Origin of the sequence: Mycobacterium sp. 1482292.6 (assembly GCF_001672995.1) — a bacterium.
Lineage (GTDB): Bacteria > Actinomycetota > Actinomycetes > Mycobacteriales > Mycobacteriaceae > Mycobacterium > Mycobacterium europaeum_A.
Window position 1 is genome coordinate 1 of the sequence record NZ_LZKV01000204.1, and the last position, 24905, is coordinate 24905.

The 24905-nt window shown below is 67.8% G+C and carries 24 protein-coding genes; 17 read left to right on the forward strand and 7 right to left on the reverse strand.

What is annotated here, in order from left to right:
* The first annotated feature begins 100 nt into the window (after window positions 1-100).
* From A5624_RS20265 to A5624_RS20285, 5 genes are all read left to right on the forward strand, one after another.
* Window positions 101-1216, forward strand: a complete 1116-nt coding sequence (locus A5624_RS20265; protein ID WP_066870065.1) for an ABC transporter substrate-binding protein — start codon at window positions 101-103, stop codon at window positions 1214-1216.
* Between the two features lie 95 nt (window positions 1217-1311).
* Entirely contained in the window at window positions 1312-2097 is a 786-nt protein-coding gene (locus A5624_RS20270) for an ABC transporter ATP-binding protein (protein ID WP_082990620.1), read from the forward strand.
* Window positions 2094-3062, forward strand: a complete 969-nt coding sequence (locus A5624_RS20275; protein ID WP_066870071.1) for an aliphatic sulfonate ABC transporter substrate-binding protein — start codon at window positions 2094-2096, stop codon at window positions 3060-3062. The genes A5624_RS20270 and A5624_RS20275 overlap by 4 nt, the downstream gene beginning before the upstream one ends.
* A 71-nt stretch (window positions 3063-3133) precedes the next feature.
* The gene (locus A5624_RS20280) at window positions 3134-3835 is read left to right on the forward strand and encodes an ABC transporter permease (RefSeq protein ID WP_066870120.1); all 702 of its coding nucleotides are present in this window, start codon (window positions 3134-3136) and stop codon (window positions 3833-3835) included.
* Between the two features lie 270 nt (window positions 3836-4105).
* On the forward strand, window positions 4106-5065 hold the full coding sequence (locus tag A5624_RS20285) for an alpha/beta fold hydrolase (RefSeq protein ID WP_197519001.1): 960 nt from the start codon (window positions 4106-4108) through the stop codon (window positions 5063-5065).
* 4 nt (window positions 5066-5069) lie between these two features.
* Here the strand turns inward: A5624_RS20285 and A5624_RS20290 are convergent, their stop codons facing one another.
* The 4 genes from A5624_RS20290 to A5624_RS20305 form a co-directional block, all read right to left on the reverse strand.
* Window positions 5070-6287 (reverse strand): GNAT family N-acetyltransferase, encoded by a 1218-nt coding sequence (locus A5624_RS20290; RefSeq protein ID WP_066870077.1) that lies wholly within the window; start codon window positions 6285-6287, stop codon window positions 5070-5072.
* Between the two features lie 30 nt (window positions 6288-6317).
* Window positions 6318-6737 (reverse strand): hypothetical protein, encoded by a 420-nt coding sequence (locus tag A5624_RS20295; protein ID WP_066870080.1) that lies wholly within the window; start codon window positions 6735-6737, stop codon window positions 6318-6320.
* Between the two features lie 61 nt (window positions 6738-6798).
* Window positions 6799-8010: an acyl-CoA dehydrogenase family protein gene (locus A5624_RS20300; protein ID WP_066870083.1), complete on the reverse strand. Its 1212-nt coding sequence runs from the start codon at window positions 8008-8010 to the stop codon at window positions 6799-6801.
* Window positions 8007-8648: a TetR/AcrR family transcriptional regulator gene (locus A5624_RS20305; RefSeq protein ID WP_066870086.1), complete on the reverse strand. Its 642-nt coding sequence runs from the start codon at window positions 8646-8648 to the stop codon at window positions 8007-8009. The genes A5624_RS20300 and A5624_RS20305 overlap by 4 nt, the downstream gene beginning before the upstream one ends.
* A 226-nt stretch (window positions 8649-8874) precedes the next feature.
* Here A5624_RS20305 and A5624_RS20310 point away from each other — a divergent pair, with 226 nt between their 5' ends.
* From A5624_RS20310 to eccA2, 11 genes are all read left to right on the forward strand, one after another.
* Window positions 8875-10203: a HAMP domain-containing sensor histidine kinase gene (locus A5624_RS20310; RefSeq protein ID WP_066870089.1), complete on the forward strand. Its 1329-nt coding sequence runs from the start codon at window positions 8875-8877 to the stop codon at window positions 10201-10203.
* A 64-nt stretch (window positions 10204-10267) separates the two neighbouring features.
* On the forward strand, window positions 10268-10666 hold the full coding sequence (locus A5624_RS20315; RefSeq protein WP_066870092.1) for a VOC family protein: 399 nt from the start codon (window positions 10268-10270) through the stop codon (window positions 10664-10666).
* Window positions 10667-10915: 249 nt separating this feature from the next.
* Window positions 10916-11221 (forward strand): PE domain-containing protein, encoded by a 306-nt coding sequence (locus A5624_RS20320; RefSeq protein ID WP_066870097.1) that lies wholly within the window; start codon window positions 10916-10918, stop codon window positions 11219-11221.
* 30 nt (window positions 11222-11251) lie between these two features.
* Window positions 11252-12433 (forward strand): PPE family protein, encoded by a 1182-nt coding sequence (locus A5624_RS20325; protein ID WP_066870100.1) that lies wholly within the window; start codon window positions 11252-11254, stop codon window positions 12431-12433.
* A gap of 102 nt (window positions 12434-12535) precedes the next feature.
* On the forward strand, window positions 12536-12850 hold the full coding sequence (locus tag A5624_RS20330; RefSeq protein WP_040630553.1) for a WXG100 family type VII secretion target: 315 nt from the start codon (window positions 12536-12538) through the stop codon (window positions 12848-12850).
* 51 nt (window positions 12851-12901) lie between these two features.
* The gene (locus A5624_RS20335; protein ID WP_007771836.1) at window positions 12902-13189 is read left to right on the forward strand and encodes a WXG100 family type VII secretion target; all 288 of its coding nucleotides are present in this window, start codon (window positions 12902-12904) and stop codon (window positions 13187-13189) included.
* Window positions 13190-13306: 117 nt separating this feature from the next.
* Window positions 13307-14137: an ESX secretion-associated protein EspG gene (locus A5624_RS20340; RefSeq protein WP_066870103.1), complete on the forward strand. Its 831-nt coding sequence runs from the start codon at window positions 13307-13309 to the stop codon at window positions 14135-14137.
* A gap of 128 nt (window positions 14138-14265) precedes the next feature.
* Complete coding sequence (locus tag A5624_RS20345; RefSeq protein WP_156749105.1) at window positions 14266-15291, forward strand: MinD/ParA family protein; 1026 nt, start codon at window positions 14266-14268, stop codon at window positions 15289-15291.
* Window positions 15288-16817 carry a type VII secretion integral membrane protein EccD gene (eccD, locus tag A5624_RS20350; RefSeq protein WP_082976031.1) on the forward strand — a complete coding sequence of 510 codons (1530 nt, stop codon included), beginning with the start codon at window positions 15288-15290 and terminating at the stop codon, window positions 16815-16817. Before A5624_RS20345 ends, eccD begins: the two co-directional genes overlap by 4 nt.
* Window positions 16802-20077: a type VII secretion-associated serine protease mycosin gene (mycP, locus tag A5624_RS29595; protein ID WP_232002296.1), complete on the forward strand. Its 3276-nt coding sequence runs from the start codon at window positions 16802-16804 to the stop codon at window positions 20075-20077. Before eccD ends, mycP begins: the two co-directional genes overlap by 16 nt.
* Before the next feature lie 60 nt (window positions 20078-20137).
* Window positions 20138-21976, forward strand: a complete 1839-nt coding sequence (gene eccA2, locus A5624_RS20365) for a type VII secretion system ESX-2 AAA family ATPase EccA2 (protein WP_197499471.1) — start codon at window positions 20138-20140, stop codon at window positions 21974-21976.
* A gap of 5 nt (window positions 21977-21981) precedes the next feature.
* Here the strand turns inward: eccA2 and A5624_RS20370 are convergent, their stop codons facing one another.
* Together A5624_RS20370 and A5624_RS20375 are read right to left on the reverse strand one after the other, a co-directional pair.
* On the reverse strand, window positions 21982-22422 hold the full coding sequence (locus A5624_RS20370; RefSeq protein WP_066870112.1) for a nitroreductase family deazaflavin-dependent oxidoreductase: 441 nt from the start codon (window positions 22420-22422) through the stop codon (window positions 21982-21984).
* Window position 22423: 1 nt separating this feature from the next.
* Window positions 22424-23275, reverse strand: coding sequence for an NAD(P)H-binding protein (locus tag A5624_RS20375; RefSeq protein ID WP_066870126.1), 852 nt, complete (start codon window positions 23273-23275; stop codon window positions 22424-22426).
* Window positions 23276-23388: 113 nt separating this feature from the next.
* Here A5624_RS20375 and sigI point away from each other — a divergent pair, with 113 nt between their 5' ends.
* Window positions 23389-24246 (forward strand): RNA polymerase sigma factor SigI, encoded by an 858-nt coding sequence (gene sigI / locus A5624_RS20380; RefSeq protein ID WP_066870115.1) that lies wholly within the window; start codon window positions 23389-23391, stop codon window positions 24244-24246.
* On the opposite strand, the gene A5624_RS20385 is transcribed toward sigI, so the two are convergent.
* Window positions 24243-24905 (reverse strand): MinD/ParA family protein (locus A5624_RS20385; protein ID WP_066870118.1); only part of this gene is annotated, 663 nt, incomplete at its 5' end. The two genes, sigI and A5624_RS20385, sit on opposite strands and share 4 nt — an antisense overlap.

The following is a 24905-nucleotide window of genomic DNA, read 5'->3' on the forward strand; positions in this document are numbered from 1 at the left end:
GATCTACTGAACGACGACCGCCTGCAAAACATCAAACACCGTGCCATGGAGCTGTTGCGAGCCCCGACAGCTGCGCACCGCTGACGACAGAAAGACGCCGATGCGACTGACACACACCCTCGCCGTTGCCCTGATAACGATGCTGACCGCCGTCGGCTGCGCGGCTGTCGGCAATATCGGCGGCAAAGACATCGTCTCTGGCGGCGGGGCGGTGCACCTCACCGTCGGCTACCAGCCGTATTACACCGAGGCGTGGTCGGGTGTTGTCATGCGGGGCAAGGAGTTCTGGAAGAAATACCTGCCGAGCGGCTCGACGGTGGACTTCCAGGTCGGCCTGCAGGGCTCGATCGTGGTGAGCCAGCTGCTGGCCGGCAAACAGCAGATCGGCTACGTGGGCGACATGCCGTCCATCGTCGGGGTGAGCAAGCGCAGCACCCGAGACTTGCGAATCGTTGCCACACTGGGGCTTTCAGAAGACCAATGCGGCGTGTTCCTGGTGCGGCCCGACGCGCCCAACTTCGCCAACCAACGCGACGCGCTGGCCTGGTTCAACGGCAAGACCGTCGCCACGCCACAGGGCAGCTGCACCGACCGCATCGCCCAGGCCAGCTTCGATGCCCTGGGCATCAAACCGGCCGCCTATCTCAACCAGAGCATCGAGGTGATCACGTCAAGCTTCCAGAACCACACCATCGACGCCGCCATCGTCTGGGAGCCGGTGCCGTCGAAACTGATCAACGCCGGACTGGCCAAACGCGTTGCGAGCGGCGCGCTCACCGGCCAGCACGACGGCGGATTCCTGGTAATGGACAAGGAGTTCACCGACAAGCATCCCGACATCGCCAAGAGCTGGCTGAAGGCGGAACTCGACGCCCAGCGTTACCTCGCCGATCCGGCCAATGCCGACGAGATCGTGCGCCTCGCCCAGAGCCAAACGGAGGGCTATTCCGCGGCCGATCTGCGCGACTCGCTCTACCGCAAATGGCCCGCCGAGCAAGGCGGCAGCACCGAGGGCATCCGGCTGCGCCTTCCGTTCGCGCCCACCGGTGAGAGCGCCGACCTGATCAAGACGGCTACCGACTTCCTCTACCGCATCAAGGCGATACCGGCGGCCACGCTGCCCGACGGTGCGGTCCAGCCGGATACCGCCACCGCGGTGCTGCGCGACGCCGGGCTCAATCCGGCCGTCGGCGCGGGATTCGTTCGGGCGCAATAGGCCACATTCGAATCATGATCAACGCAAACCTGGCGGCCGGCCGGGGACGTCCCTAGGCTGCCCAGGTGACGACGAGCAATCCGGCGCCGGCGCGTGTGTCACTTCGCGGCGTCAACCGCACGTTCGGCACGCACCCCGTGCTGCACGACGTCGACGTCGAAATCGAACCGGGCGAGGTCGTCGCCTTGCTGGGGGCGTCGGGCAGCGGCAAATCGACGCTGCTGCGACTGATCGCCGGCCTGGACCTGCCCACCGCCGGACGGATCGAGATCGACGGCGAATCCGTCCGGGGGATCGACCCGCGCTGCGCCGTGGTGTTCCAGGAACCCCGCCTGCTGCCCTGGCGGTCGCTGTCGGCCAACGTCGAGTTCGGCCTGACGCCGGGTGCTGGGCGGTCGAAAGGCCTTGCCGCAGTGCAGCACTGGCTGGACGTCGTCGGCCTGACCAAGTTTCGCGATCACTACCCGCGGCAGGTGTCCGGCGGTATGGCGCAACGCGCTGGCCTGGCCCGGGCACTGGCCCGGCGCCCCAGCGTCCTGCTGCTCGACGAGCCGCTGGCCGCCCTCGATGCGTTGACCCGCCTGCGCATGCAGGACCTCCTGGACACGGTGCAACAAGAGGCCGGCACCACCACGGTGCTGGTGACGCACGACGTGGACGAGGCGGTGATTCTCGCCGACCGGGTTCTGATCCTGCGCGCCGATGCGACCGGCGGCGCCGGGATCGTCGCGGAATTCGACATCCCGATTCCCAAACCACGCGACCGCGGCGACCCGCGCATCACCGCGCTGCGTGATCAGCTACTGGACGAACTCGGCGTGCCCCGACGCAGTGGTGCAACCGCGTCGTCCGTGATCGATGAGGAGGCGAAAACGTCGTGAAACGGCGGTATCTGACGACGATGGCGATGGCGGCCGCAATAGTTGCCGCGGCGTCGGCCTGCGGTTCGAGCAATGGCACGGCGACGGCGAAGGACCTGCACCTGGACTACGCCTACTACAACCCGCTGAGCCTGGTCATCCGCGATCAGCACCTGCTCGAAAAGCAGGGTTATAACGTCACCTGGGTGCTGTCGCAGGGCAGTAATAAGGCCAACGAGGGGCTACGGTCGAAGGCCCTGGACTTCGGCTCCACCGGCGGTTCGCCCGCCCTGTTGGCGCGGGCCAACGGCACACCGATCAAGACCGTCGACGTGTACGCCAAAGGAGAGTGGACGGCGCTCGTTGTCGCCAAGAACTCACCCATCAACTCCGTGGCCGACCTGAAGGGCAAGAAGGTCGCGGTCACGAAGGGGACAGACCCGTACTTCTTCCTGTTGCAATCGCTTGCCACGGCGGGGCTTTCGCCCGCCGACATCGAGGTCGTCAACCTGCAGCATGCCGACGGCAAAACCGCTCTGGAGCGCGGCGACGTCGACGCGTGGTCCGGATTGGACCCGTTCATGGCCGAGACGATTCAGCAGCAGGGTTCCCGCATCATCTACCGCAACCCCGATTTCAACTCCGGCGGTGTCTTGAACGTGCGTGAGGACTTCGTCTCGGCGCATCCCGATTCCGTCCAGTTGGTGGTCAATACCTACGAGGAGGCCCGCAAGTGGGCGACGAAGCACCCGGCCGAGCTGGCGGCACTGCTGGCCTCGCAGGCGAAAGTACCGCTGAGCGTGGCGCAAGAGGAGCTGGGCCGAACGGCGTTGGACATCTCGCCGGTGCCGGACGATTCGCTGCGCGCGGTGCTGACCAGGGTGGTGCCGCTGGCCGTGGCGGACGGCGACATCAAATCCGAGGACGCCGGCCGCAGCGCACTGAACACACTGTTCGAGCCGAAGTTCGCCCAGCAGGCGCACTGACGCCGAAGGCCGGGCGGCTGGCGAAATTGCCGGTGGCGCTGGTCGGCCTGATCGTTCCGGTATTGCTGCTGGTGATCTGGCAGCTTGCCACGGCGGTCACCGGGTTCTTCGCTCCCAGCCAGCTGCCGCCTCCCGGCGACGTGGTGTCCGCACTCGGTGGGTTGCTTCGGCACGGCGAGCTATGGACCCATCTGGAGGCCAGCGGTTCGCGGGTGCTCGTCGGCTACCTGGCCGGGGCCGGCGTGGCGCTCGCGTTGGGCTCACTGGTGGGGTTGTCGGTCACCGTGCGCAGGCTGCTGGCGCCCACCCTGGCCGCCTTTCGGACCGTGCCGTCCTTGGCGTGGGTGCCGTTGCTGCTCTTGTGGTTTGGCATCGACGAGACGCCGAAAATCCTGATGGTCGCCATCGGTGCATTCTTTCCGGTGTATACGACGACGGCATCGGCGCTCGCCCACATCGACCCCCACCTGCTGGAGGTCGGGCGAGCCTACGGGCGCCACGGTGCCTCGCTGTTGACGGCGGTGATGCTGCCCGCCGCGGCCCCCGAGCTGGTGAACGGACTGCGGCTGGGGTTGGCCAACGCGTGGCTGTTCGTGGTCGCAGCCGAACTGATCGCGTCCTCGAAGGGACTCGGGTTCCTGCTCATCGACAGCCAGAACACCGGCCGCACCGACGTCATGCTGCTGGCCATCGTGCTGTTGGCCGGCCTGGGCAAGCTCACCGACGGCGCCTTGGGCGCGGTGGAGACCCGGATCGTGCGGCGACGCGGGTAGTCCGCGTCAGCAGTGAGCAGTAAGGCAACACCCAAAAGGGTACGGGCGCTTGCGTTGTCGAGCCCACCCGTCATCAGAGGTGCTCCGGCGAGGATCAGGATGCCCTGCGAGTGAAGCGCCCGCTGCATCAGGTGAGCCCGCGGGGAATAGACCGATGTAGATGCGCGCGTAGCTGTAGCCGGGCTCGAAGCCGGTGCGCCGGCCGCGTTCGCTCGTTGCATCCTGGTGGCCATGCTTCACGTGGGGCCGGCTTACCCGCACAATAGCGCGATGCGTGCGATGCGAGAGGTCCGAAGAATCACTGCGGGTGTTCGCCGATGCCTGCTGACCCTCGCGTTGCTGATCGCGCTGGCGGGGTGCGGCGACGCGGCGCAGCGCGGCGCACCCCGATCTGGCGGTGATTTCGCGGGCCGGGTCGAGATCGGCAATGGGCGCCACCTCTATCTCACGTGCCGCGGAAAAGGCGGCCCGACAATGATTTTGGAGTCCGGCTATCACAACTCATCGGATCCGTGGAGTAACTCCGACGCCACCGCACCGGCCATCGGCCCGGCCGTATTGACGGCCCTGGCCGCTGATCACCGAGTCTGCGCCTACGACCGGCCCGGCACGCTGCGTTATCCCGATCCGCCCAGCATCACCGACCGCAGCTCACCGGTTCCGATGCCGCGCACCGCGCGGGACGTGGTCCAAGATCTGCATGCGTTACTGGCCGCCGCCCACCTTCCGGGCCCGTACGTTCTGGTCGGTCACTCGCTCGGCGGGCTGTTCATCCGGTTGTATGCCCAGACGTACCCGGATCAGGTGCGGGCCCTGGTGTTCGTCGACGCGTTCGCCATCGAGATACCCAGTCTGCTCGGACCGGACTGGCCGACGTATCGCCAAGCGTTGGACCAGCCGTTGGCCCAGTTCGCGAATTCGCCGACGTTCGAGGAGATCGACATCGACAAGAGCGTCGAACAAGTCGGCGCGGCCCCGGCTTTCCCGCCGGTCCCGACCGTCGTGCTGACAAGGACCGAGCCGTTCGCGATCCCGGGCACCGTTGCACCCGAGGAGGGCGCGAAGCTGGAACAGGCGTGGCGAGACGCCTCCGCGGATCTGATCGCGCTGCGGCCCCAGACCCCGCACCTGATCGCCACCGGCAGTGACCACTTCATCCAGGTTCACCAGCCCGATGTGGTCGCGGCCGGGGTACGCCTGGCGGTGCAGCGGTCGGACCCGAACCGCTGACCGGTCAGAAGAACGTCCCGGCGTGCGGTGCCTCGGGGACCGCGAACAGCCGATCGGCCACGTCCAGCGCCACCGGATCGTCGGCGCGGGCCAGGCCGGCTTCGGCGAGGCTGCGCCAGGTTGTGCCACCGAGCAGCGCGGCGCCCAGTCCCTCGATCCCGACGCGGACGTCGGCGCCGCGCGTCGTCGGTTCGGCGCCGTCACCGGTGATGCTGAAGTTCGCCGAATTATCCGGCAGCAGTGGGTCATTCACCGCGATCGTCACGATTCCGTCGCCGACATAGGAGCGTGCCGCCAGCGCACGCTGCGCGTCGATGACCCGCAGCCATGTTTCGTCGTGCACCGCGGTGACCTTCACCGCCCGGCGGTCGAGGAACAGCCAGGGCAGCGTGTCGTCGAGGGGAAGCATCCAAAACAGCACGCGGTCAACCAGATCCAGGCCTAGCAGGAAACGCAGCAACCCGAGATACGCGTCGGCGGTGGGCGCGAAGAAGTCTTCGACCACCACGGTGCGCTGCTCGCTGACGAACCAATTCTCGGTATTGATCGGCCGGTAGCGGACGAAACCCGATTCGGCGCCCCGGTCGCCGTGCACCGCGACATACCAGGCCCCCGAAGACGATTCGGTGCGAAGCCGGGCGCTTTCCCACCACACGCCGGGACGGTCGATGGTGCCGGGCCGAGACGGTCGATTGGTGTCGTAGATGCGGGGCAGGAGTTCCCAGACCACGGCGGCGTCCAGCAGGCGCACCGGACCGCCCAACCCGACGCCGGGCCGAAACGCCGCGGGCGCGGTCGTGATTTCCACGCTCTGAAAGGAACTGGCCACCCCGTAGCCGTACCGGCCATAGATGGTGGCCTCCGAGGCCCGCAACGATGCGACCACCTCGCCGCGCGCGGCGACGTCGTGCAGCTGGTGGCCGACCAATGCGGTGGCGATGCCGCGCCGGGTGAAGGACGGCAGCACGCCGATGTGGGTCACGGCGGCGTGGTTCACCGTGGCCCCGCCGGGAAGGGTCAGCGTGCTCGTCACGGCGTCCGCGGTCCCGACGAGTTGTCCGTCGACGAACGCGCCGATGGTGCGGCCGGGGTCGAGCAGCTTGGTGATCTGGCCGGGCGGCAGGTTCGACAGCGGCGGCAGACCCACCATCGCGGTGCGAAACAATCTGGCCGCGGCGATGAGCTCGTCCTCGGTGTCGAGAACCCGGATCTCGGTGCTCATTGGGTCATCATGTCTGTATGGCGCACAAGGTCACCCGACGGGTGCGATCCCCGCGTTGGAGATCGTGAAGCCGCGGCCCGAGGACACCGTGCAGGTGACTCCGTCGGGCTTGGAGGTGCAACTGAACGGACCCACTCCGGCGGTGTGGTCGTAGGCCAGAACCGGCGTGCCGATGCCGGCGTTGCCCAGACACGACGTGCCCGTGCAGTTCGTCACCGCGCCGGTGGTGGACAGGCGCACGGACGCGGGCGGCTCGTTCGTTTGGCAGTAGGCCTCGTCGGGGATGCCGGGATCGCGCTGGTAGTCGATCTCGCAACTGATGTTGCGGGACGGGGACAAAAACGCGCACGTCGACGCCGTGCACGCGGGGTTGTCCGCGGTCGCCCGGGGCGCGCCGACACAGCAGCCAACCAAGACGATCCCGAGTGCCGCGATGACCGCACGCTTCACGTCAGCCCCTAACGGTTGGTGTGCCGCAGAAGCTATCAGACGCCGCCGCGCCGCAGGGCCGCTAGCGGATAGGCAACCCGGTCAGCGCACGCGAGATCACCAGACGCTGGATCTCGCTGGTGCCTTCGAAGATGGTGAAGATCTTCGCGTCGCGGTGCATCCGCTCCACCGGGTAGTCGCGGGTGTATCCGTTGCCGCCCAAGATCTGGATGGCCTCGTCGGTGACGTAGACCGCGGCCTCGCTCGCGACAAGCTTGGCCATCGAACCCTCGGCCGAGTCGAAGTTCTGGTTGTTGCGCGCCATCCAGCCGGCCCGCCACACCAGCAGCCGGGCCGCGTCGATGCGGCTCTTCATATCCGCGAGCTTGAACGCCACGGCCTGGAATTCGCCGATCTTGCGACCGAATTGCTCGCGCTGACTGGCGTATTCGAGGGCATACTCGTAGGCGGCCCGGGCCACGCCGACGGCCATCGCTCCGACCGTGGGCCGGGTGCGCTCGAAGGTCTTCATCGCCGCCTGGCCACCCGTGGAGGCACCCGACTTGACCCGGGCGATCCGGGCCTCGAATTTCTCCCGGCCGCCCAGGATGGCGTCCTCGGGCAGGCGGACGTTGTCGAGGACCACCTCGGCGGTGTGCGATGCGCGGATCCCGTGCTTTTTGAACTTCTGGCCTTGCGCCAAACCTTTGGTGTCCGGACCGATTACGAAGCTGGCCTGGCCGCGGGTGCCGAGCTCGGGATAGACCGAGGCCACCACGATGTGCACGTTGGCGATGCCACCGTTGGTGGCCCAGGTCTTGGTGCCGTTGAGCACCCACTCATTGGCCGCCTCGTCGTAGCGCGCCCGGGTGCGGATGCCGCCGACGTCGGACCCCGCGTCGGGCTCCGACGAGCAGAAGGCTCCCAGCTTGGGTTCGTCCGCGGTGCCGAACATTTCGGGCAGCCAGCGGCCCAGCTGCTCGGGGGTGCCGTTGCCGGCCAGCGCCGCCGCGGCCAGCCCGGTGCCCATGATGGACAGCGCGATGCCGGCGTCACCCCAGAACATCTCCTCGAACGCGGTCAGCATCCCCAGCCCGGTCTCTTCGGCGGCCTGCTGCGCGAAGAAGTCGGGGGAGTAGAGCCCCACCTTCGCGGCCTCCTGAATCACCGGCCACGGCGTTTCCTCCCGTTCGTCCCATTCGGCCGCGGCCGGACGGATGATGTCGGCCGCGAACTTGTGCACCCAGTCGCGCACTTCGATCACGTCGTCGGACAGTTGCATGGAGAATGTCACAGCTGTGCTCCTGAATCATTGGTGTTCAAGGGTTTTCGGGGGTTTGTGTACTGGGCGAGGACGCTGACCGTTTGGTTGACCCACGCCTCGAAGTAGCGTTCTTCGTCGGTGTTGCCCGGCAGGCGACCGGTCAGCGCTTGCAGCGTCGCCGCGTAGGACAGCGAGCCGATGGCGACGGCCGCGGCCGCTTCGGGGTCGGGAATGCTGGTGCGGCCGGACCGATTCGACGCGGCCAGCTCGTCGGCGAAGCGTTGGTAGGCGTTGTCGGTGATCACCTGCCACGTCTTCTCATCGAGATCGCCGAGCTCGTCGGGCTCGCGCAGCATGACCTTGAGCAGGTCCTCGCTCTGCTTGAGGTTGCTCCAGATGAGCTGGCCGGCGATGCGCACCGCCCGCTCGACGCTGCCCGGTTGCCCCGCGTCGTATTGCTCGCGCGCGGCCACGATGCTGTCGATCCGGTGCGCGACCGCGGCCTCGAGGAGTTCGCGCTTGGAGCCGAAGTGCTTGTAGAGGGCCCCGGACCCCGGCGCCAGGCCGGATTCCCGCTGAATGTCGGCCACCGACGTCGCCGCATAGCCCTTGGCGGCAAAAAGCCGCAGGGCCGCGGACAGCAGCCGGTCACGTCCGGACGCGAGCATGGTGAGAGAGTACTCACTCACCCTGGTCAGGGCAAAATCGGCCCGGTTGTGGCACGTGACGAGGGAGCGCGCGATGCGGTTAGCGTTAAATTCTTGCGAAACGCCACTGCGCTTGATCGCGCCGAACCGGTACTGCTGTGAGGTTGTACTCAAGGTTTGTCGAGAAGGATTGGCGAACCCACCGAAGGAGCCTGACATTCGCGTCCTACCGCGTGTACAGCTGCCGATGCGGGTGCTGTCGCTGCGCACCATCGTCATCGTCGCCGCCATATCGGTGATGACGCTCGTGGTCCTGCTGGGCACCTGGGTGTGGGTGGGCGTGACCAACGATCAGTACAGCCAGCTCGATCGTCGGCTCGATTCGGTCAGCAGCCTGGGTGACATCAGCAGCCTGCTCAACAACGCCGAGCACGCGAGTCCGGACCGGCCGGCGCCCGACGGCAACCTGGTGCGCACCGCGCGTATCGGCGGCGTGACCGTCTCGGTCCCCAGCAGCATCGTGTTGCCCCAGCTTCCCGACGGCTATGCCAACACCACGATCAACGGGGTGCAGTACCGGGTCCGCACCTTCACCGCGGGCCCCGCCTCGATAGCGCTGGCCGCGCCGCTGGCCGAAGCCCAGCATCGGATCAACGAACTGCACCTGCGGGTGTTGCTGATCTGCGCCAGCGTCATCGGCGGCACCGTCGTGGTGGGCTGGGTGATCTCGTTGATCATGGTCAACCCATTCCTGCTGTTGGCCCAGCAGGCCCGCGCGATCAACGCCCAGTCCAGTCCGGACGAGGTACAGGTTCGCGGCGTGCGCGAGGCCGTGGAGATCGCCGAGGCGGTCGAGGGAATGCTGGCCCGCATCGGCAAGGAGCAGCAGCGCACCAAGGCCGCGCTGGAATCGGCCCGCGACTTCGCCGCGGTCGCCTCCCACGAGTTGCGCACGCCGTTGACCGCCATGCGCACCAACCTCGAGGTGCTCTCGACGCTGGACCTGCCACCCGAGCAGCGTCACGAGGTGATCGGTGACGTCATCCGCACCCAGAGCCGCATCGAGGCCACGCTGACCGCGCTGGAGCGGCTGGCCCAGGGCGAGCTGACGACCGTCGACGACTTCGTCCCGTTCGACATCACCGAGCTGCTCGATCGCGCCGCCCACGACGCCCTGCGCGTCTATCCCGATGTGGAGGTCTCGCTCGTGCCGTCGCCGACGGTGCTGATGATCGGGCTGCCCACCGGGCTGCGGCTGGTGATCGACAACGCCATCGCCAACGCCGTCAAACACGGCAACGCCGGCAAGATCCTGCTGACGGTCGGCAGTTCTGGGGAGGGCGTGGAGATCGCGATCGACGACGACGGCACCGGGGTGCCGGAATCCGAACGTGCCACGGTCTTCGAGCGGTTCGCCCGGGGCTCGACGGCCTCGCGGTCGGGCTCGGGGCTGGGCTTGGCGCTGGTCGCTCAGCAGGCCGAATTGCACGGTGGCACAGCGGCATTGCAGACGAGTCCGCTCGGTGGCACCCGGCTGCTGTTGCGGTTGGCCGGTGACGGGCGCGGACCGGCTTAGCGGCGGATCGCTTTGGCCGGCCCGCCCCCGCGTGCACCGCGCCGTCGATATCGCACAATGAGGCATGCTCGGCCACCTCGGCATCAACGTGCCCGATCTGTCAGCCGCGAAACGGTACTACGACGCGCTGATGCCCCTTGTCGGTTTTGAGCCGTTCTTTCATGCCGACGACGAGTTTTCTTATCGGCCCGCCCAGAACAAACCGGGCACTTTCCTGTTCTTCTATCCAGCGCTCGAGCCGCACGAGTACTCAGCGCAGCAAGCGGGGCTGCAACACCTGGCATTCATTGTGCGGCACCGGTCGTCAGTGCGAGCCGTGCACGATCATGTCGTTCGAATCGGCGGTACGGTCATTCATCCGCCGGGCCATTTCCCGCAATATCCCGGCCATTATTACGCCACGTTCTGGTATGACCCATTCGGCATCAAACTCGAAGCGGTGTGCCATCACGACCGTGATTAAATAAAGCGGCATCGCAATGCACAGAAGGTGGCGGAGGTGCATTTGTGGCTGCCGAGTCTTGAGTGGCGACTGAGGTTTATTGACGACTCCGTCTGGGAATCCAGTGATTTCACGCTTGGGACTGGTGTTGCTTAACGGAATTCCGGGCCTTGAGTCCGGCCATAGTCGCAGTGAATACAAGATCAACGAAACCGCACTACACTAAGGCCCCAAGTACGTGGATTTGGGTTGAGCGTTCGGAGGGAAATCATGGTTGTGTCAGTCGGGCCAGAAACGGTTCTGGCGTCCTCGAGCACCGAGACGGCAATCAGCGCGGAGACCGAGGCGGCCGCCTCGGCGGCGGCGCCCGTCCTGCTGGGGGTGCTGCCCATGGGTGGGGACCCCGATTCGGCCATGTTCGCCGCGGCGCTCAACGCCTGCGGCGGTAGCTATCTGGGCGTAGTGTCCGAGCACGCCGCCCAGCGCGGCCTGTTCGCCGGCGCGCAGAGCATCGCCTCGAGCACATATGTCGTCACGGAGCTCATGCGCAGCTTGACGATGGCAATCGGGGCCTAGGGCCCAGCGACGTAAAAGGGGGAAGTACGCATGGCCGATCCGGGGTGGGCTGCGCGTACGCCTGAGGAGAACGACCTGCTGCTCAAGGCGGGGGCCGGCGTCATCACTCACCTGGCCAACCAGGCCGCCTGGACCGCCTTGGCGGCAACCCATCACGGCTCCAGCATCGCGTCGACGATCAACACCGTCGCGACGTCGGCGAGCTGGACGGGCTCGGGTTCGTTGGCCTCGGCGGCAAACGCGACCGCACTGAACGCGTCACTGCACGGGCTGGCCGGCTGGGTCGACGTCAAACCGGCGGTGGTCTCGACCGCGGTCTCGGCATATCAAATGGCTTATGGATCAATGCGTCCCGCGCCCGAGTGCATCGAGAACCGCACCGAGACCGCGACCGACTACGGCATCAACCCGCTGGTGCTTGGCGCACTGACCCCGCGCATCACGTCGCTGGAGCTCGAATATTTCGGGTCGATGTGGCCGAACAACTCCGCCGTCGGAGCCAGCTACGGAACGATCCTGACGGCCCTGTCACAAAGCCTGACCATTCCGCCGCCGGTCGCCACCATGGGCGCATCACCGGCCGCGCCCGCGCAGGCCGCCGCGGCGATCGGCGAGTCCGCGGCGGAACAAGGGGCCGGTGACGGCATGCGCGCCGCCATGCAGAGCGCGCAGACCGGCACGCAGGGAGCCGGCCGGGCGGCCTCGGGTGGCCAGGACTTCATGAGTCAGGCCACCTCGTTGATGCAGCCGGCGCAGCAGCTGATGGGAGCGGTCCCGCAGGTGATGCAGGCCCCCATGCAGATGATGCAGGCGCCGATGCAGATGATGCAGCCGCTGATGGGCATGTTCTCCAATCCGGGTGCCCTGGGCATGGGCGGGGCGACCCCGGCCGTCTCGACGGTCTCGGCCACCACTGGGCTCTCCGCGGCGGAGGCCGGCGTCGGCGGGGGCGCATCCGTGGGCGGTGCGGGCGTGCCCGCAACGAGCTTCACCCGTCCGGTCAGCGCCTTCGAGCCCGCCACCGGTGGCCGGCCGGTGGGACTGCGACCGGCCGGGGCACTAGGCGCCGAGGCCCTGCGACCGCAGACCACGACGATGGGTGGTGCTCCGATGGGCGGTATGCCCGTGGGGCACGGGGCGGGAGGCGACCGCGGCTCCCGTGACAAGGCCGACCAGCCCGCGACCGTGCGGGTCGTCGACGCTCGAGTGTGAAGCCAACCCCCTGGTGAAAGGTGAATCGACAGGTCCAAATAGCCGCCATACACTTCGCTTCATGCCCTCACGGGGGGCGGCCCACCGGAGAAGGAGAATTCCGTGACAATCAAAGTAACACCGCAAATGCTTCGCGATGCTTCCAACGCTATCCAAGCGAACATGGAGCACGCGATCGGGATTGGCCAGGGATACGTCGCCAATCAAGAAAACGTGATGAACCCATCCACCTGGTCTGGCTCTGCTGTGACGGCGTCGCACGCGACGGCCATCGAGGTTCAAAACGACTTGAATAAAGTCTTGACCGGCGGCACGCGTCTGGCCGAGGGCCTGACGAAGGCGGCGGCGCTGATGGAAGGCCACGAGGCGGATTCCTCGCACGCCTTTAGCGCGCTATTCGGCGGCCACGGCTCCTGATCACCCAGTCATTCGTCATTTCATTAATGGTCTTTTGAAAGGAAGTTCACCATGTCCGACCCGATCACTTATAACCCGGGAGCCGTAGCCGACTTCGCCACCGACGTCGCCTCCCGCGCCGGCCAGTTGCAGTCGATTTTCGACGACACCTCCAACCGCACGCACGCCCTGCAGGAATTCTTCGCCGGCCACGGCGCATCGGGCTTCTTCGAGGCCCAGGCCCAGATGCTGTCCGGGCTGCAGGGGCTCATCGACACCATCCGCCAGCACGGGGTGACGACCTCCCACGTGCTGGACAACGCGCTCAGCACCGACCAGCACATCGCCGGTCTGTTCTGAGTCCGCACAACCACACCGAGACAAACAAGGGTGGGGCAGATGCGCCGGGCGTATGTGCCCCACCTTTTGGGTCTCTTATCCACCGGTCGGGCGTCCCACTGAGTGAGGTAAGGCGACATGCTGACCACGACGGTCGACGGCTTATGGGTCTTGCAGGCGATCACCGGGGTGGAGCAAACCTGCCCTGAGCTGGGCCTGCGGCCCATGTTGCCGCGTCTGGACACCCCCGAGCGCGCCCGCAGCCACCCCGCGGCCGCGGAGCTGATGGCCGCCGGTGCGCTCGATGAGGCCGGCGAGGTCGACCCGATGATCCGGGAGTGGCTGACGGTTCTGCTGCGGCGCGACCTGGGGCTGCTGGTAATGATCGGGGTCCCAGGCCGCGAGCCGACCCGGGCATCGATCTGCCGTTTCGCGACGTGGTGGGTGGTCCTGGAACGGCACGCCGACATGGTGCGGTTGTATCCCGCCGGCACGGCCAACAACGAGGCATCGGCCAGGGACCTGGTGGTGGGTCAAATCGAGCGGCTGTGCGGCGTGGCCGAGGCGGCGCCGCTGCGCCCGGTCACCCTGGACACCGAGCAGCTATTGAGCTCGGTGCGCGACACCGCCAGCCTGCGATCGTTCCTGCTGGAACAACGCCTCGACGCCGACCAGCTGCAGATGGTGCTGACGGCCGCCGATCCCGCGCGCTCCGCGCACGCCAACATCGTCGGCCTGCAGGCCGGGGTGGGGCCCGACGAATTGGCACGGATCGCCGTCGGGGATGCGACGGTGTCCATCGTCGACACTCCCGCCGGCCGGATCTGCATCGAGAGCGTGACCTCGGGGCAGCGTCAGTACCAGATTCTTTCGCCCGGGTCGCGCACCGACATCGGCGGCGCGATTCAACGGCTCATCCGCCGATTGCCCGCGGGCGACGAGTGGCACTCGTATCGACGAGTGGTGTGACGGTGCGCCGCAAGCGAACTGCCGAAAGTAACTTAGATAACCAAAGCCTTGGAATAGCAACGTCTGTCGTGCTTGAAAGGTTTCTGAACGAGTAAACGCGGTATCGCCAACCGTGTTAGCATCTCGTCGTGACGAGCCCTTGGAATGACCCGAATATGTCGGACGAAGGAGCGCTCAGACGGGGGGATCCGTCAGGGGCCAGCAACTTCCCGGATTCGGTATCGGACACCATGCGTATTACCGATCTGGCCGCGCCGCGGAAAATTCCACCAGGGTCGGGCTGGCGGAAATTCATTTACACCATCTCTTTTCATAAAATAAATCCCGGCGAGTCCCCCCGGGAACGGCACTACCGGGATTTGCAGAATCGCATCCGGCGGCATATTCGACGGCAATACGTCATCACGGTCGTCTCCGGCAAGGGCGGCGTGGGCGTCACCACGCTCGTCGCCTGCCTCGGGGGTGTGTTCCGGGAATGCCGGCCGCAGAACGTGATTGCGATCGACGCCGTCCCGGGCTTCGGAACGCTGGCCGACCGCATCGACGAATCCCCGCCCGGCGATTACACCGCGATCATCAACGACACCGATGTCCAGGGTTACGCGGATATCCGAGAACATCTGGGCCAGAACGTCATTGGGCTTGACGTCCTGGCCGGCAACCGGACCTCCGACCAGCCCAGGCCGCTGGTGCCCGCGATGTTCTCCGGGGTGCTGTCGCGCCTGCGACGCACCCACACCGTGATGATCGTCGACACCTCCCCCGACCTCGAACACGAGGTGATGAAGCCGGTATTGGAGAACACCGACACGCTCGTGTTCGTCTCCGGCATCACCGCGGACCGGTCACGCCCGGTGCTGCGGGCGGTGGACTACCTGCGGTCGCAGGGCTACCACGAGTTGGTTTCGCGCAGCACCGTAATTGTGAACCACACCGACCAGATCACCGACAAGGACGCGTTGGCGTACTTGACCGAGCGTTTCACCAAGGTCGGTGCGACGGTCGAAGTGCTGCCGTTTGATCCCCACCTCGCCAAAGGTGGCATCATCGATACCGTTCACGAGCTCAAGAAGAAAACGCGATTGCGTCTCTTCGAAATCACCGCAGGGCTGGCGGACAAATACATTCCTGACGCCGAGCGGTCGGTGCTGTGACAGCGCCGCATAAGGTCGCTTTCCCGGCGCGTTGTGCGGTCAACATTTCTTACGAAAAGCATCTGTGTTCCCAGGTGTTTCCCGCCGGAATTCCGATGGAGGGATTCTTCGAGGGAATGGTCGAGCTGTTCGACGCCGACCTGAAGCGCAAAGGCTTTGACGGCATCGCATTGCCGGCGGGCAGCTACGAACTGCACAAGATCAACGGCGTCCGGCTCGACATCAACAAAAGCCTCGACGAGCTGGGCGTCCAGGACGGCGACACCCTGGTGCTGGTGCCCAGGGTGGACGGCGAGTCGTTCGAACCGCAGTACGAGTCGCTGTCCACGGGATTGGCGGCCATGGGCAAGTGGCTGGGCCGCGACGGCGGCGATCGGATGTTCGCGCCGGTGACGCCGCTGACCGCCGCCCACACCGCGGTCGCGGTGATCGCCATGGCGGTCGGGGTCGTGGTGGCCCTGACGCTGCGCGCCCGGACATTCACCGACGGCCCCGTCCCGGCCGCGGTCGCCGGCGCCGTCGGTGTCCTGCTGCTGGTGGCCACGCTGGTGGTGCGCAGCGGGTGGCGGGAGCGGCGCGACCTCTTCAGCGGCTTCGCGTGGCTGGCGGTCCTGTCGCTGGCCACGGCCGGGGGCTGCGCGCCGCCGGGGCGGCTCGGCGCGGCACACGGGCTGATCGGCGCCGTCATCGTGATCCTGGGCGCCATCGCCATCGGGGTGACGGCGCGGAACCGCTGGCAGACCGCGGTGGTCACCGCGGTGGTGACGGTCTTCGGGGTGCTGACCGCCGTCGCCGCCGTCCGGATGTTCCGGCCGGCCTCGGCTCAGGTGCTGGCGGTCTGCGTCTTGGTCGGACTGCTTGTGCTGGTCCGGATGGCTCCCCTGATCGCGCTGTGGGTCGCCCGGGTCCGGCCGCCGCATTTCGGATCGATCACCGGGCGGGACCTGTTCGCGCGGCGCGAGGGGATGCCCGTCGACACCGTGTCCCCGGTCAGCGAGGACGAATCCGAAGACGAGGACAATGAATTGACCGACATCAGCGCGCGCGGCGCCGCGATCGCCGCCTCGGCGCGGCTGGTCAACGCGGTCCAGGTGGGACTGTGCGTCGGCGTGTCGATAGTGCTGCCCGCCGCGGTGTGGGGCGTGCTGGCGCCGGGGCGCCCGTGGGCGTGGTTGGCGTTGGTGGTGGCCGGCCTGGTGGCCGGCATCTTCCTGACCCAGGGTCGCGGGTTCGCCGCCAAGTATCAGGCCATCGCCCTGGTGTGCGGGGCGTCCGCGGCGGTGTGCGCGGGCGTGGTCAAGTATGCCGTCGCCGCGCCGCACGACGTGATGGCCGGGTTGATGTGGCCCGCGGTGGCGGTGGCGACCTTCGCCGCATTGGGTTTGGCCGCAGCGCTTTTGGTGCCGGCGATGCGGTTTAGGCCATTCATCCGGTTGACCGTCGAGTGGGTGGAAGTGCTCGCGTTCATCGTCTTGCTGCCAGCGGCGGCGGCCTTGGGAGGGCTCTTCACGTGGATTCGCCACTGAGAAGGGCCGCGGCGGTGGCCGCCGCTGTCACATTGGTCGCATTATCATCCAATACCCCTGTCGCGCTTGCCATTACACCACCACCGGTGGATCCGGGTATGGTGCCGCCGGACGGTCCCCCGCGATCCGATCAGCCGATGCGCCGTGCCAACAGCTGCTCGACCCCGATCACCGTGCGCAACCCCGACGTGGCGCAGCTGGCCCCGGGCTTCAACCTGCTCAACATCACAAAGGCTTGGCAGTACAGCACCGGCAACGGGGTGCCCGTGGCCGTCATCGACACCGGCGTCACCCCCAACCCGCGACTGCCGGCGGTCCCCGGCGGCGACTACATCATGGGTGAGGACGGCCTATCGGATTGCGACGCGCACGGCACGATCGTCAGCTCGATCATCGCCGCTGCGCCCCAAGGGATCTTGCCGATGCCGCGGCCGATGCCCGCCACTCCCGCGTTCCCGCCGCCGGCGGGCCCGCCGCCGATCGCCGGCGCGCCGCCCCCGCCGGTCGAGGTGCCGCCCCCGGTGGCGCCCAAACCACCGCCGCCGCCGGTGACCATCACCCAGGTGCTTCCGCCCCCGCCGCCACCGCCGCCGCCCCCGCCGCCGGAGGGCGGCGGAGCGACGGCCGCGTCGAACGGGCCGCCGGATCCGCAGACCGAAGACGAACCCGCGGTGCCGCCGCTCCCCCCGGGGGCGCCCGACGGCGTGGTGGGCGTGGCCCCGCACGCGACCATCATCTCGATCCGGCAGTCCTCACGAGCCTTCGAGCCGGTGAACCCGCCGCCGGGAGACCCCTACTCGGACGAGAAGGTCAAGGCCGGAACGCTGAATTCGGTTGCGCGCGCGGTCGTTCACGCCGCCAACATGGGGGCCAAGGTGATCAACATTTCCGTCACCGCGTGCCTGCCCGCGGCGGCCCCGGCCGATCAGCGGGCCCTCGGTGCGGCGCTGTGGTACGCGGCCACCGCGAAGGACGCCGTGATCGTGGCGGCCGCCGGCAACGACGGCGAAGCGGGCTGCAACAACAACCCGACGTATGACCCATTGGATCCGTCCGATCCGCGGGACTGGCACGAGGTCAAGATCGTCTCGGCGCCGTCGTGGTTCTCCGATTACGTCCTGTCGGTGGGAGCGGTCGACAGCAGCGGTGCCCCGCTCGACAAGAGCATGACCGGTCCGTGGGTCGGCGTGGCGGCCCCCGGGACCCACATCATGGGCCTCTCACCGCAGGGCGGCGGCCCGGTGAATGCCTACCCGCCATCGAGACCGGGCGAGAAGAACATGCCGTTCTGGGGCACCAGTTTCTCGGCGGCCTACGTCAGCGGCGTCGCGGCGCTGGTGCGCGCGAAATTCCCCGAACTCAGCGCGCATCAGGTGATCAACCGGATCGTGCAGTCGGCGCACAATCCGCCTGCGGGCGTGGACAACAAGGTCGGATACGGGATGGTGGATCCGGTCGCCGCCTTGACCTTCAACATCCCGCCCGGCGATCGGATGGCTCCCGGCGCGCAAAGCCGGGTCATCACCCCGGCCACGCCGCCACAACACCGCCCACGACCACGCCGGCTGACCCCACCAGCGCACGAACACCAGCGCGACCCCCACCACCACGGCGACCGCGGCGCCGATGTAGCCGCCCACCAGCCAGCCGGCGAAGCCGAGCAGGAACACCACCCACACGCCGACCACCCGGCGATTGCTGCCGCGGCTGAAGCCGGTCAGGTCGGGCCTCATCGGGCCCTCCGCAACCGGGCCGCGATCGCGAACACGAGCACGCCGGCGGCGACGGTCCCCAAAAACCCGATGGCGATGTTGCGGGCCCGGTGGTCGTGGGCGGTGTTGTGGCGGCGTGGCCGGCGCCCGATCGACTGGACGGCCCCGATCACCGTGGCCAACAACCGATCCGGTGGCGGCGTCCGCGTCCAAGACGGTGTCGCCGTCGTCGCGGTGCAGTTGCTGGGCAGAGGTCACCGAGCCACCAGGGTGACCGGCTCGGTGAGCGTCGAGACCGAAAACGTGTTGGACATCGTCGAATTGGTGCCGATGCTGCACCAGGCGCTTGGCCTGCAGCTCGATTCGATCAGCGTGGTCACCATCGGCTCCCGGCACGGCACTATCGGGGACTTTCCGCGTGTCTACGACTCCGAGATCGGAACCCCGCCCTACGCGGGCCGGCGTGAGACGTGGCTGATCATGCGGCTGGCGGTGATCGACAACGCCCAAGCCCTGTTCTGGCGCACGACCGTTGGCGCGGCGGCCATTTCGGTCGCACAACGCATCGCCGGACTGCTGCGCTGCCAGGGGCTGCGCGCCAAGGTGGCCACCGCCACCGACCTCGTCGAGCTCGACCGCCGGCTGGGGTGGGACGCGGTGTCGGGAACCGTGCAGCGATGGAAAGCCATACGCGGAGAAGCGGGTTGGATGACCACCTATGCGTATCCGGCCGAGGCGATCACGTCACGCAACCTCTCGCAGGCGTGGACGCTGCGCGCCGACGAGGTCATCCAGAACGTGACCGTCTTCCCGGACGCCACGTGCACCGCCACCATCACCGTGCGCACACCCACGCCGGCACCGACGCCGCCCAGCGTCATCCTGCGCCGGCTCAACGGCGAGCAGGCCGCCGCGGCGGCCGCGAACATGTGTGGCCCCCGTCCGCACCTGCGTGGATTGCGGCGCAGCCCGTTGCCGGCCGAGCTGATCACCGAGATCGGACCATCGGGCGTGCTGATCGGCAAGCTCAGCAACGGTGACCGGCTGCTGGTGCCGGTCACCGACGCCGGTGAGCTGTCGCGCGTGTTCGTCGCCGCCGACGACCCGATCGCCAAGCGGATCGTGATCCGGACCGCCGGCGCCGGCGAACGGGTGTGCGTGCACACCCGCGACATGTCGCGCTGGATCAGCGTGCGCATGCCGGAGATCAGCGTGGTCAACAGCCCGCGTCCCGCACCGCGGACCACCGTCAGCGTCGTCGAGTACGCCCCGCGACGGGGGGGCGGCGCGGGCGCGCTCGAGGGCGGCGGTATCGAGGCGGCGATCTCCCCGACCCCGCGACCGGCGACGGTGATCACCATCGCCCCCGCGGGGGCCCAGCTCTCCGAGGCGCATCGGAACGGCTTCGAGGTGATCATCGAGCAACTCGGGCCGGCGGTGGTCAACGTCAGTGCAGCAGGAGAGAATTGGCTCGTCGAGATGGACATGTTCCGCGCCGAGAACCGCTACGTCAGTCTCGAGCCGGTGGGCATCTCGGTCGGCACGTAGCAGGTCAGAAACACGAGTTTGAGGCACGGTGTGATGAGCGCAGTGCCGCGAGGGGTTGTGATGGGTGATTTGCAAACCGCCCGAAGGCATTTCGATCGTGCCATGGCGATCAAGAGCCGGCAGGGCCGGGCGGCGGCGCTGCCGGAGTTCGTCGCTGCCACCGACGCCGACCCGTCGATGGCCGACGCCTGGTTGGGGCGCATCGCGTGCGGTGACAACGACCTGGCGTCGTTGCGGCAGCTCTACGCCACCAGCGAATGGCTGCACCGCGAGACCACGCGCATCGGGCAGACGCTGGCCGCCGAGATCCAGCTGGGTCCCTACATCGGCATCACCGTCACCGACGCGTCACAGGTGGGGCTGGCGTTGGCGTCCGCGTTGACGATCGCCGGGGAGTACGCCGAGGCGGACCGGTTGCTGGCCAACCGTGACCTGCTCGATTCCTGGACCAACTATCAGTGGCACCAGCTGGCCCGCACGTTCTTGATGTACCGGACCCAACGCTGGCCGGACGTATTGCTGGCCGCCGCCGACGAGTTGCCCGCCCAGGCCATCGTCATGTCGGCGGTGACCGCGTCGATCTGCGCGCTGGCCGCCCATGCCGCCGCCCACCTCGGACAGGGCCGGGTGGCGCTGGACTGGCTGGACCGCGTCGACGTGATCGGGCACACCCAGTCGTCGTCGCGCTTCGACGCCGATGTGCTGACCGCGTCGATCGGACCGGCCGACATTCCGCTGCTGGTCGCCGATCTGGCCTATGTGCGGGGGATGGTGCACCGTCAGCTGCGCGAGGAGGACAAGGCCCAGATCTGGCTGTCCAAGGCCACCATCAACGGCGTCCTGACCGAGGCGGCCAAAGAGGCACTGGCCGACCCGAACCTGCACCTGGTGGTCACCGACGAGGAAACCATCAACAGCCGCACCGATCGATGGGACGCCTCGTCGGCCAAGAGCCGCGACGAACTCGACGACGCCGCCGCCGCCGACGTGCGCGCCGAGCTGTTGGCCGAGGGCCGCAAGCTGCTGGCCAAGCAGGTGGGACTGGCCGCGGTCAAGCAAGCGGTCGCGGCGCTGGAGGACCAACTCGAAGTGCGGATGATGCGGCTCGAGCATGGCCTGCCGGTGGAGGGTCAGACCAACCACATGCTGCTGGTGGGTCCGCCCGGTACCGGTAAGACGACCACCGCCGAGGCGCTGGGCAAGATCTATGCCGGCATGGGGATCGTGCGCCACCCCGAGATCCGCGAGGTGCGCCGGTCGGATTTCTGCGGCCACTTCATCGGCGAATCGGGGCCCAAAACCAACGAGCTGATCGAAAAGTCGCTGGGCCGAATCATTTTCATGGATGAGTTCTACTCGCTGATCGAGCGCCATCAGGACGGCACGCCCGACATGATCGGCATGGAGGCCGTCAACCAGCTCCTGGTGGCGCTGGAGGTGCACCGGTTCGACTTCTGCTTCATCGGGGCGGGCTACGAAGATCAGGTGGACGCCTTCCTCACCGTGAACCCGGGTTTGGCCGGCCGGTTCAACCGCAAGCTGCGTTTCGAGTCCTATTCGCCGGCGGAGATCGTCGAGATCGCGCACCGCTACGCCACGCCGCGCGCCAGCCTGCTCGACGATGGCGCCAAAGAAACGTTCCTGGACGCGGCGACGACGATCCGCAACTACACCACCCCGGGCGGACGCCACGGCATCGACGCCATGCAGAACGGTAGGTTCGCCCGCAACGTCGTGGAGCGCGCCGAGGGTTTCCGCGACACCCGGGTGGTGGCGCAAAAGCGGGCGGGTCAACCGGTGACGGTCGAGGATCTGCAGATCATCACCTCGGCCGACATCCAGGCCGCGGTGCGCAGCGTGTGCTCGGACAACCGCGACATGGCGGCCATCGTCTGGTGACGCGGCTAGGCCGGTTCGAAGCGGAAAACGGCCAACCGACCCGCCAGCGCCTCGAACTCGTCGGGGGTGCCGTCCCGCACCATGCCCGAGCGTTTGGCGAAGGCCACCCCGACCGGGACCTCGGTGGGGAAGGCGCGCAGCACCGGTCGCGCCTCGCTGGCGGAGAGTTCGACGATCCGCACCGGGCGTGACCGTCGGCCGCGGCTCAGCGTGCCGGTGCCGGCCGCCCGCGCATTCGCGGCCCAGTCGGCGCCGGGGTAACCGGCCACGACGTAGAGGCCGCCCCGAAAGTTGAAGGGCGTCATCGGGGTTCGGCGCGGTTGGCCCGACTTGCGGCCGGGCACGGTGAGCACCATGGCGGGCCCCGTCGGGATCCCCAACCGTTGGACCGCCATCATGAACTTGTTCATGGGCTTGAGGTAGCGCGGGGGGCGTGGATCGGTCATCTCAGACTCCTTGTTTCTCGTTGCTGAACATCGCTCGGTGTTGGAAAACCCAGTGCGCGAACGGGACTGGCGGCCGACCGAGGATCTTCTCCACGTCGTGGGTGACCAGGGCCGGGTTGTCGAGCGTCTCGGCCTGCATGGCGAGGTAGGCGTCGGCGAATCCGGCGCTGAAGCCCAACCCGACGAATCGTTGCCGCACGGCATCGGCGGGGATCTCGAGGTACTGCAGCGGCCGGCTCAGGACGGCGCCGATGACCTCGACCAGCTCGGCGTTGGTGAAGGCCTGCGGACCGGTCAGCGGGATGCGTTGCCCGGCAAGCTCGTCGGTGAGCAGAGCGTGCGCCGCGACGCCGGCGATGTCGCTCTCGACGATCGGGGCGGCCGATGCCGCGGCGTAGGGTCCGGCGACGACGTCGCCGGCGCGGATCTGCGCCGACCACATTCCGGCGAAGTTGGTGGCGAACACCGTGGGCCGCAGGCTGACCCAATCCAAACCGGAGTCGACGGCGAGGCGCTCGACCTCCCGGTTGCGGTCGCCGCGGAACCGGGACGGCTGCCGGGCGACGTCGTCGTCGGCGTTGATCGCCGACAACGCCACCAGCTTGCTGACACCGGCGGGCCCGCACCGGGCCACCACGTCTTCGAGTTGCGCACCCAGCGCCCGCGAATTCAGGAAGACTGCGGAGGCACCGGGTAGCGCCTCGGCGGCCGAGCCGAACACCTCCACCTCGGGCGGAAATCCGGCCGGCCCCGGTTGCCGGGTGACCGCCCGCACGCGGGCTCCCGCGGCCAGCAGTTCGGTGACGAGTGGGCGGCCGACGTTGCCGGTCGCACCGGTGACGACGATGGTCATGACGAGCATCCTTTCCGTGAACTTTGTGCACTGGGAGAAACGACGAGGCAAAAGGTGGGAAAGTTACCCGGCAGAACGTGTAACTTTTCGCCCCAGCAGATCGTCGAAGAGTCATGAACCAGTCGCAGTCCACCGGCGACCAGGTCGGCGAGGCCTGGCGTCGGCACCGCCCATACCTGGTCAACCTCGCCTACCAGATGCTGGGCGACATCGGCGACGCGGAAGACGTTGCGCAAGAGGCCTTTTTGCGATTCTCGCGCGCCGACGTGAGCGAGATCGAGGACGCCCGGGGCTGGCTGACCGTGGTGGCGAGCCGGCTGTGCCTGGACCAGGTGCGTTCGGCCCGCGCCCGATACGAACGGCCCGGAGAGGTTGCCGAGCAACCGGCGCCGCCCCGCTTCGACCCGGCCGACCGGGTCACGCTCGACGACGAGATCCGCACCGCCCTGCTCGAAGTCCTGCGCAGGCTCAGCCCCGCTGAGCGGGTCGCCTTCGTGCTGCACGACGTGTTCGGCGTCCCGTTCGACTCGATCTCGCAGACCGTGGGCCGCCCGGTCGGCACCTGCCGCCAGCTGGCGCGCAGGGCGCGCACGAAATTCCATGCGGCACAGCCGAAATTGAGTGAAGTCGCCTCGGCCGAACACCAATTGGTGACCGAGAAGTTCATCACCGCATGCGCCAACGGTGACCTCGAAGCGTTGGCCGCCGTCCTGGATCCGACGGTGTGGGGCGTGGGCACCATCCTCGCGGACCCGGCGCCGCCACAGCAGATCAACCACGGGCCGGATGCGGTGGCCACCAACCTGTTGCGCTACCTGTGGCCGGACGTGACCCTGGTCAGCGGACCCGTCGGGGGACCGGTGCTGCTGGCCTTCAGCGAGCGCCGCCTGTTCGCCGTCATCGTGCTGACGATCCGCGGGGCCCGGGTCATGAAGATCGAGGCGATCGCCGACCCGTCGGCGCGGGCTTAGTTCGGCATGCCCGCGTGGTCTGCGCCGCCGTGCGGACGCGCCGCGAAGTATCCGGCGATGGTCGCGGTGATCTCGAGGAATTTGCGCCGCGTGGCCGGGGCCATCTCGTGACCCACGTCGATCACGCCGCCGGGCCGCAGGTGGGGATCGAAGGGCACTTCGATCACCGGCCGGCCATGGTCGGTGAATTCGCGGGCGAGCAACGCGCGGGTGCGTTTGTCGGCATGACCGTCGGAATCGTTGAGCACCACGATGGTGTGGCTCAACAGCGCGGCCAGGCCCTGATCCGCCAGCCACTCCATGGTCCGCGCGGCTGCGGATGCGCCGTCGGCCCACGGGGAGGACACCACGATCAGCGCATCGAGGTCGCGCAGGACCTCCTGGGTGAGCGGCGCGTCCATGGTCGAACCGCAGTCGATGACGGAGATCGTGAAATGGCGGTCCAGTCGCAGCGCGGCTTCCCGGTAGATCGCGGGATCGAGCACGCGGCGCGGCCCCGACGCCGGCTCCCCGGCGAGGACATGAAGACCCGCGGCATTGCGGCCCAGCCGCGCCACCACATCGTCGAAGGATCGCAGGTTCTTGTCGGCGGTCAGCTCCCAGAACGAGCCCGTCGACGCCGGATCGATCCGGCTGCTGAGCCGTCCGAACGCGGTGTC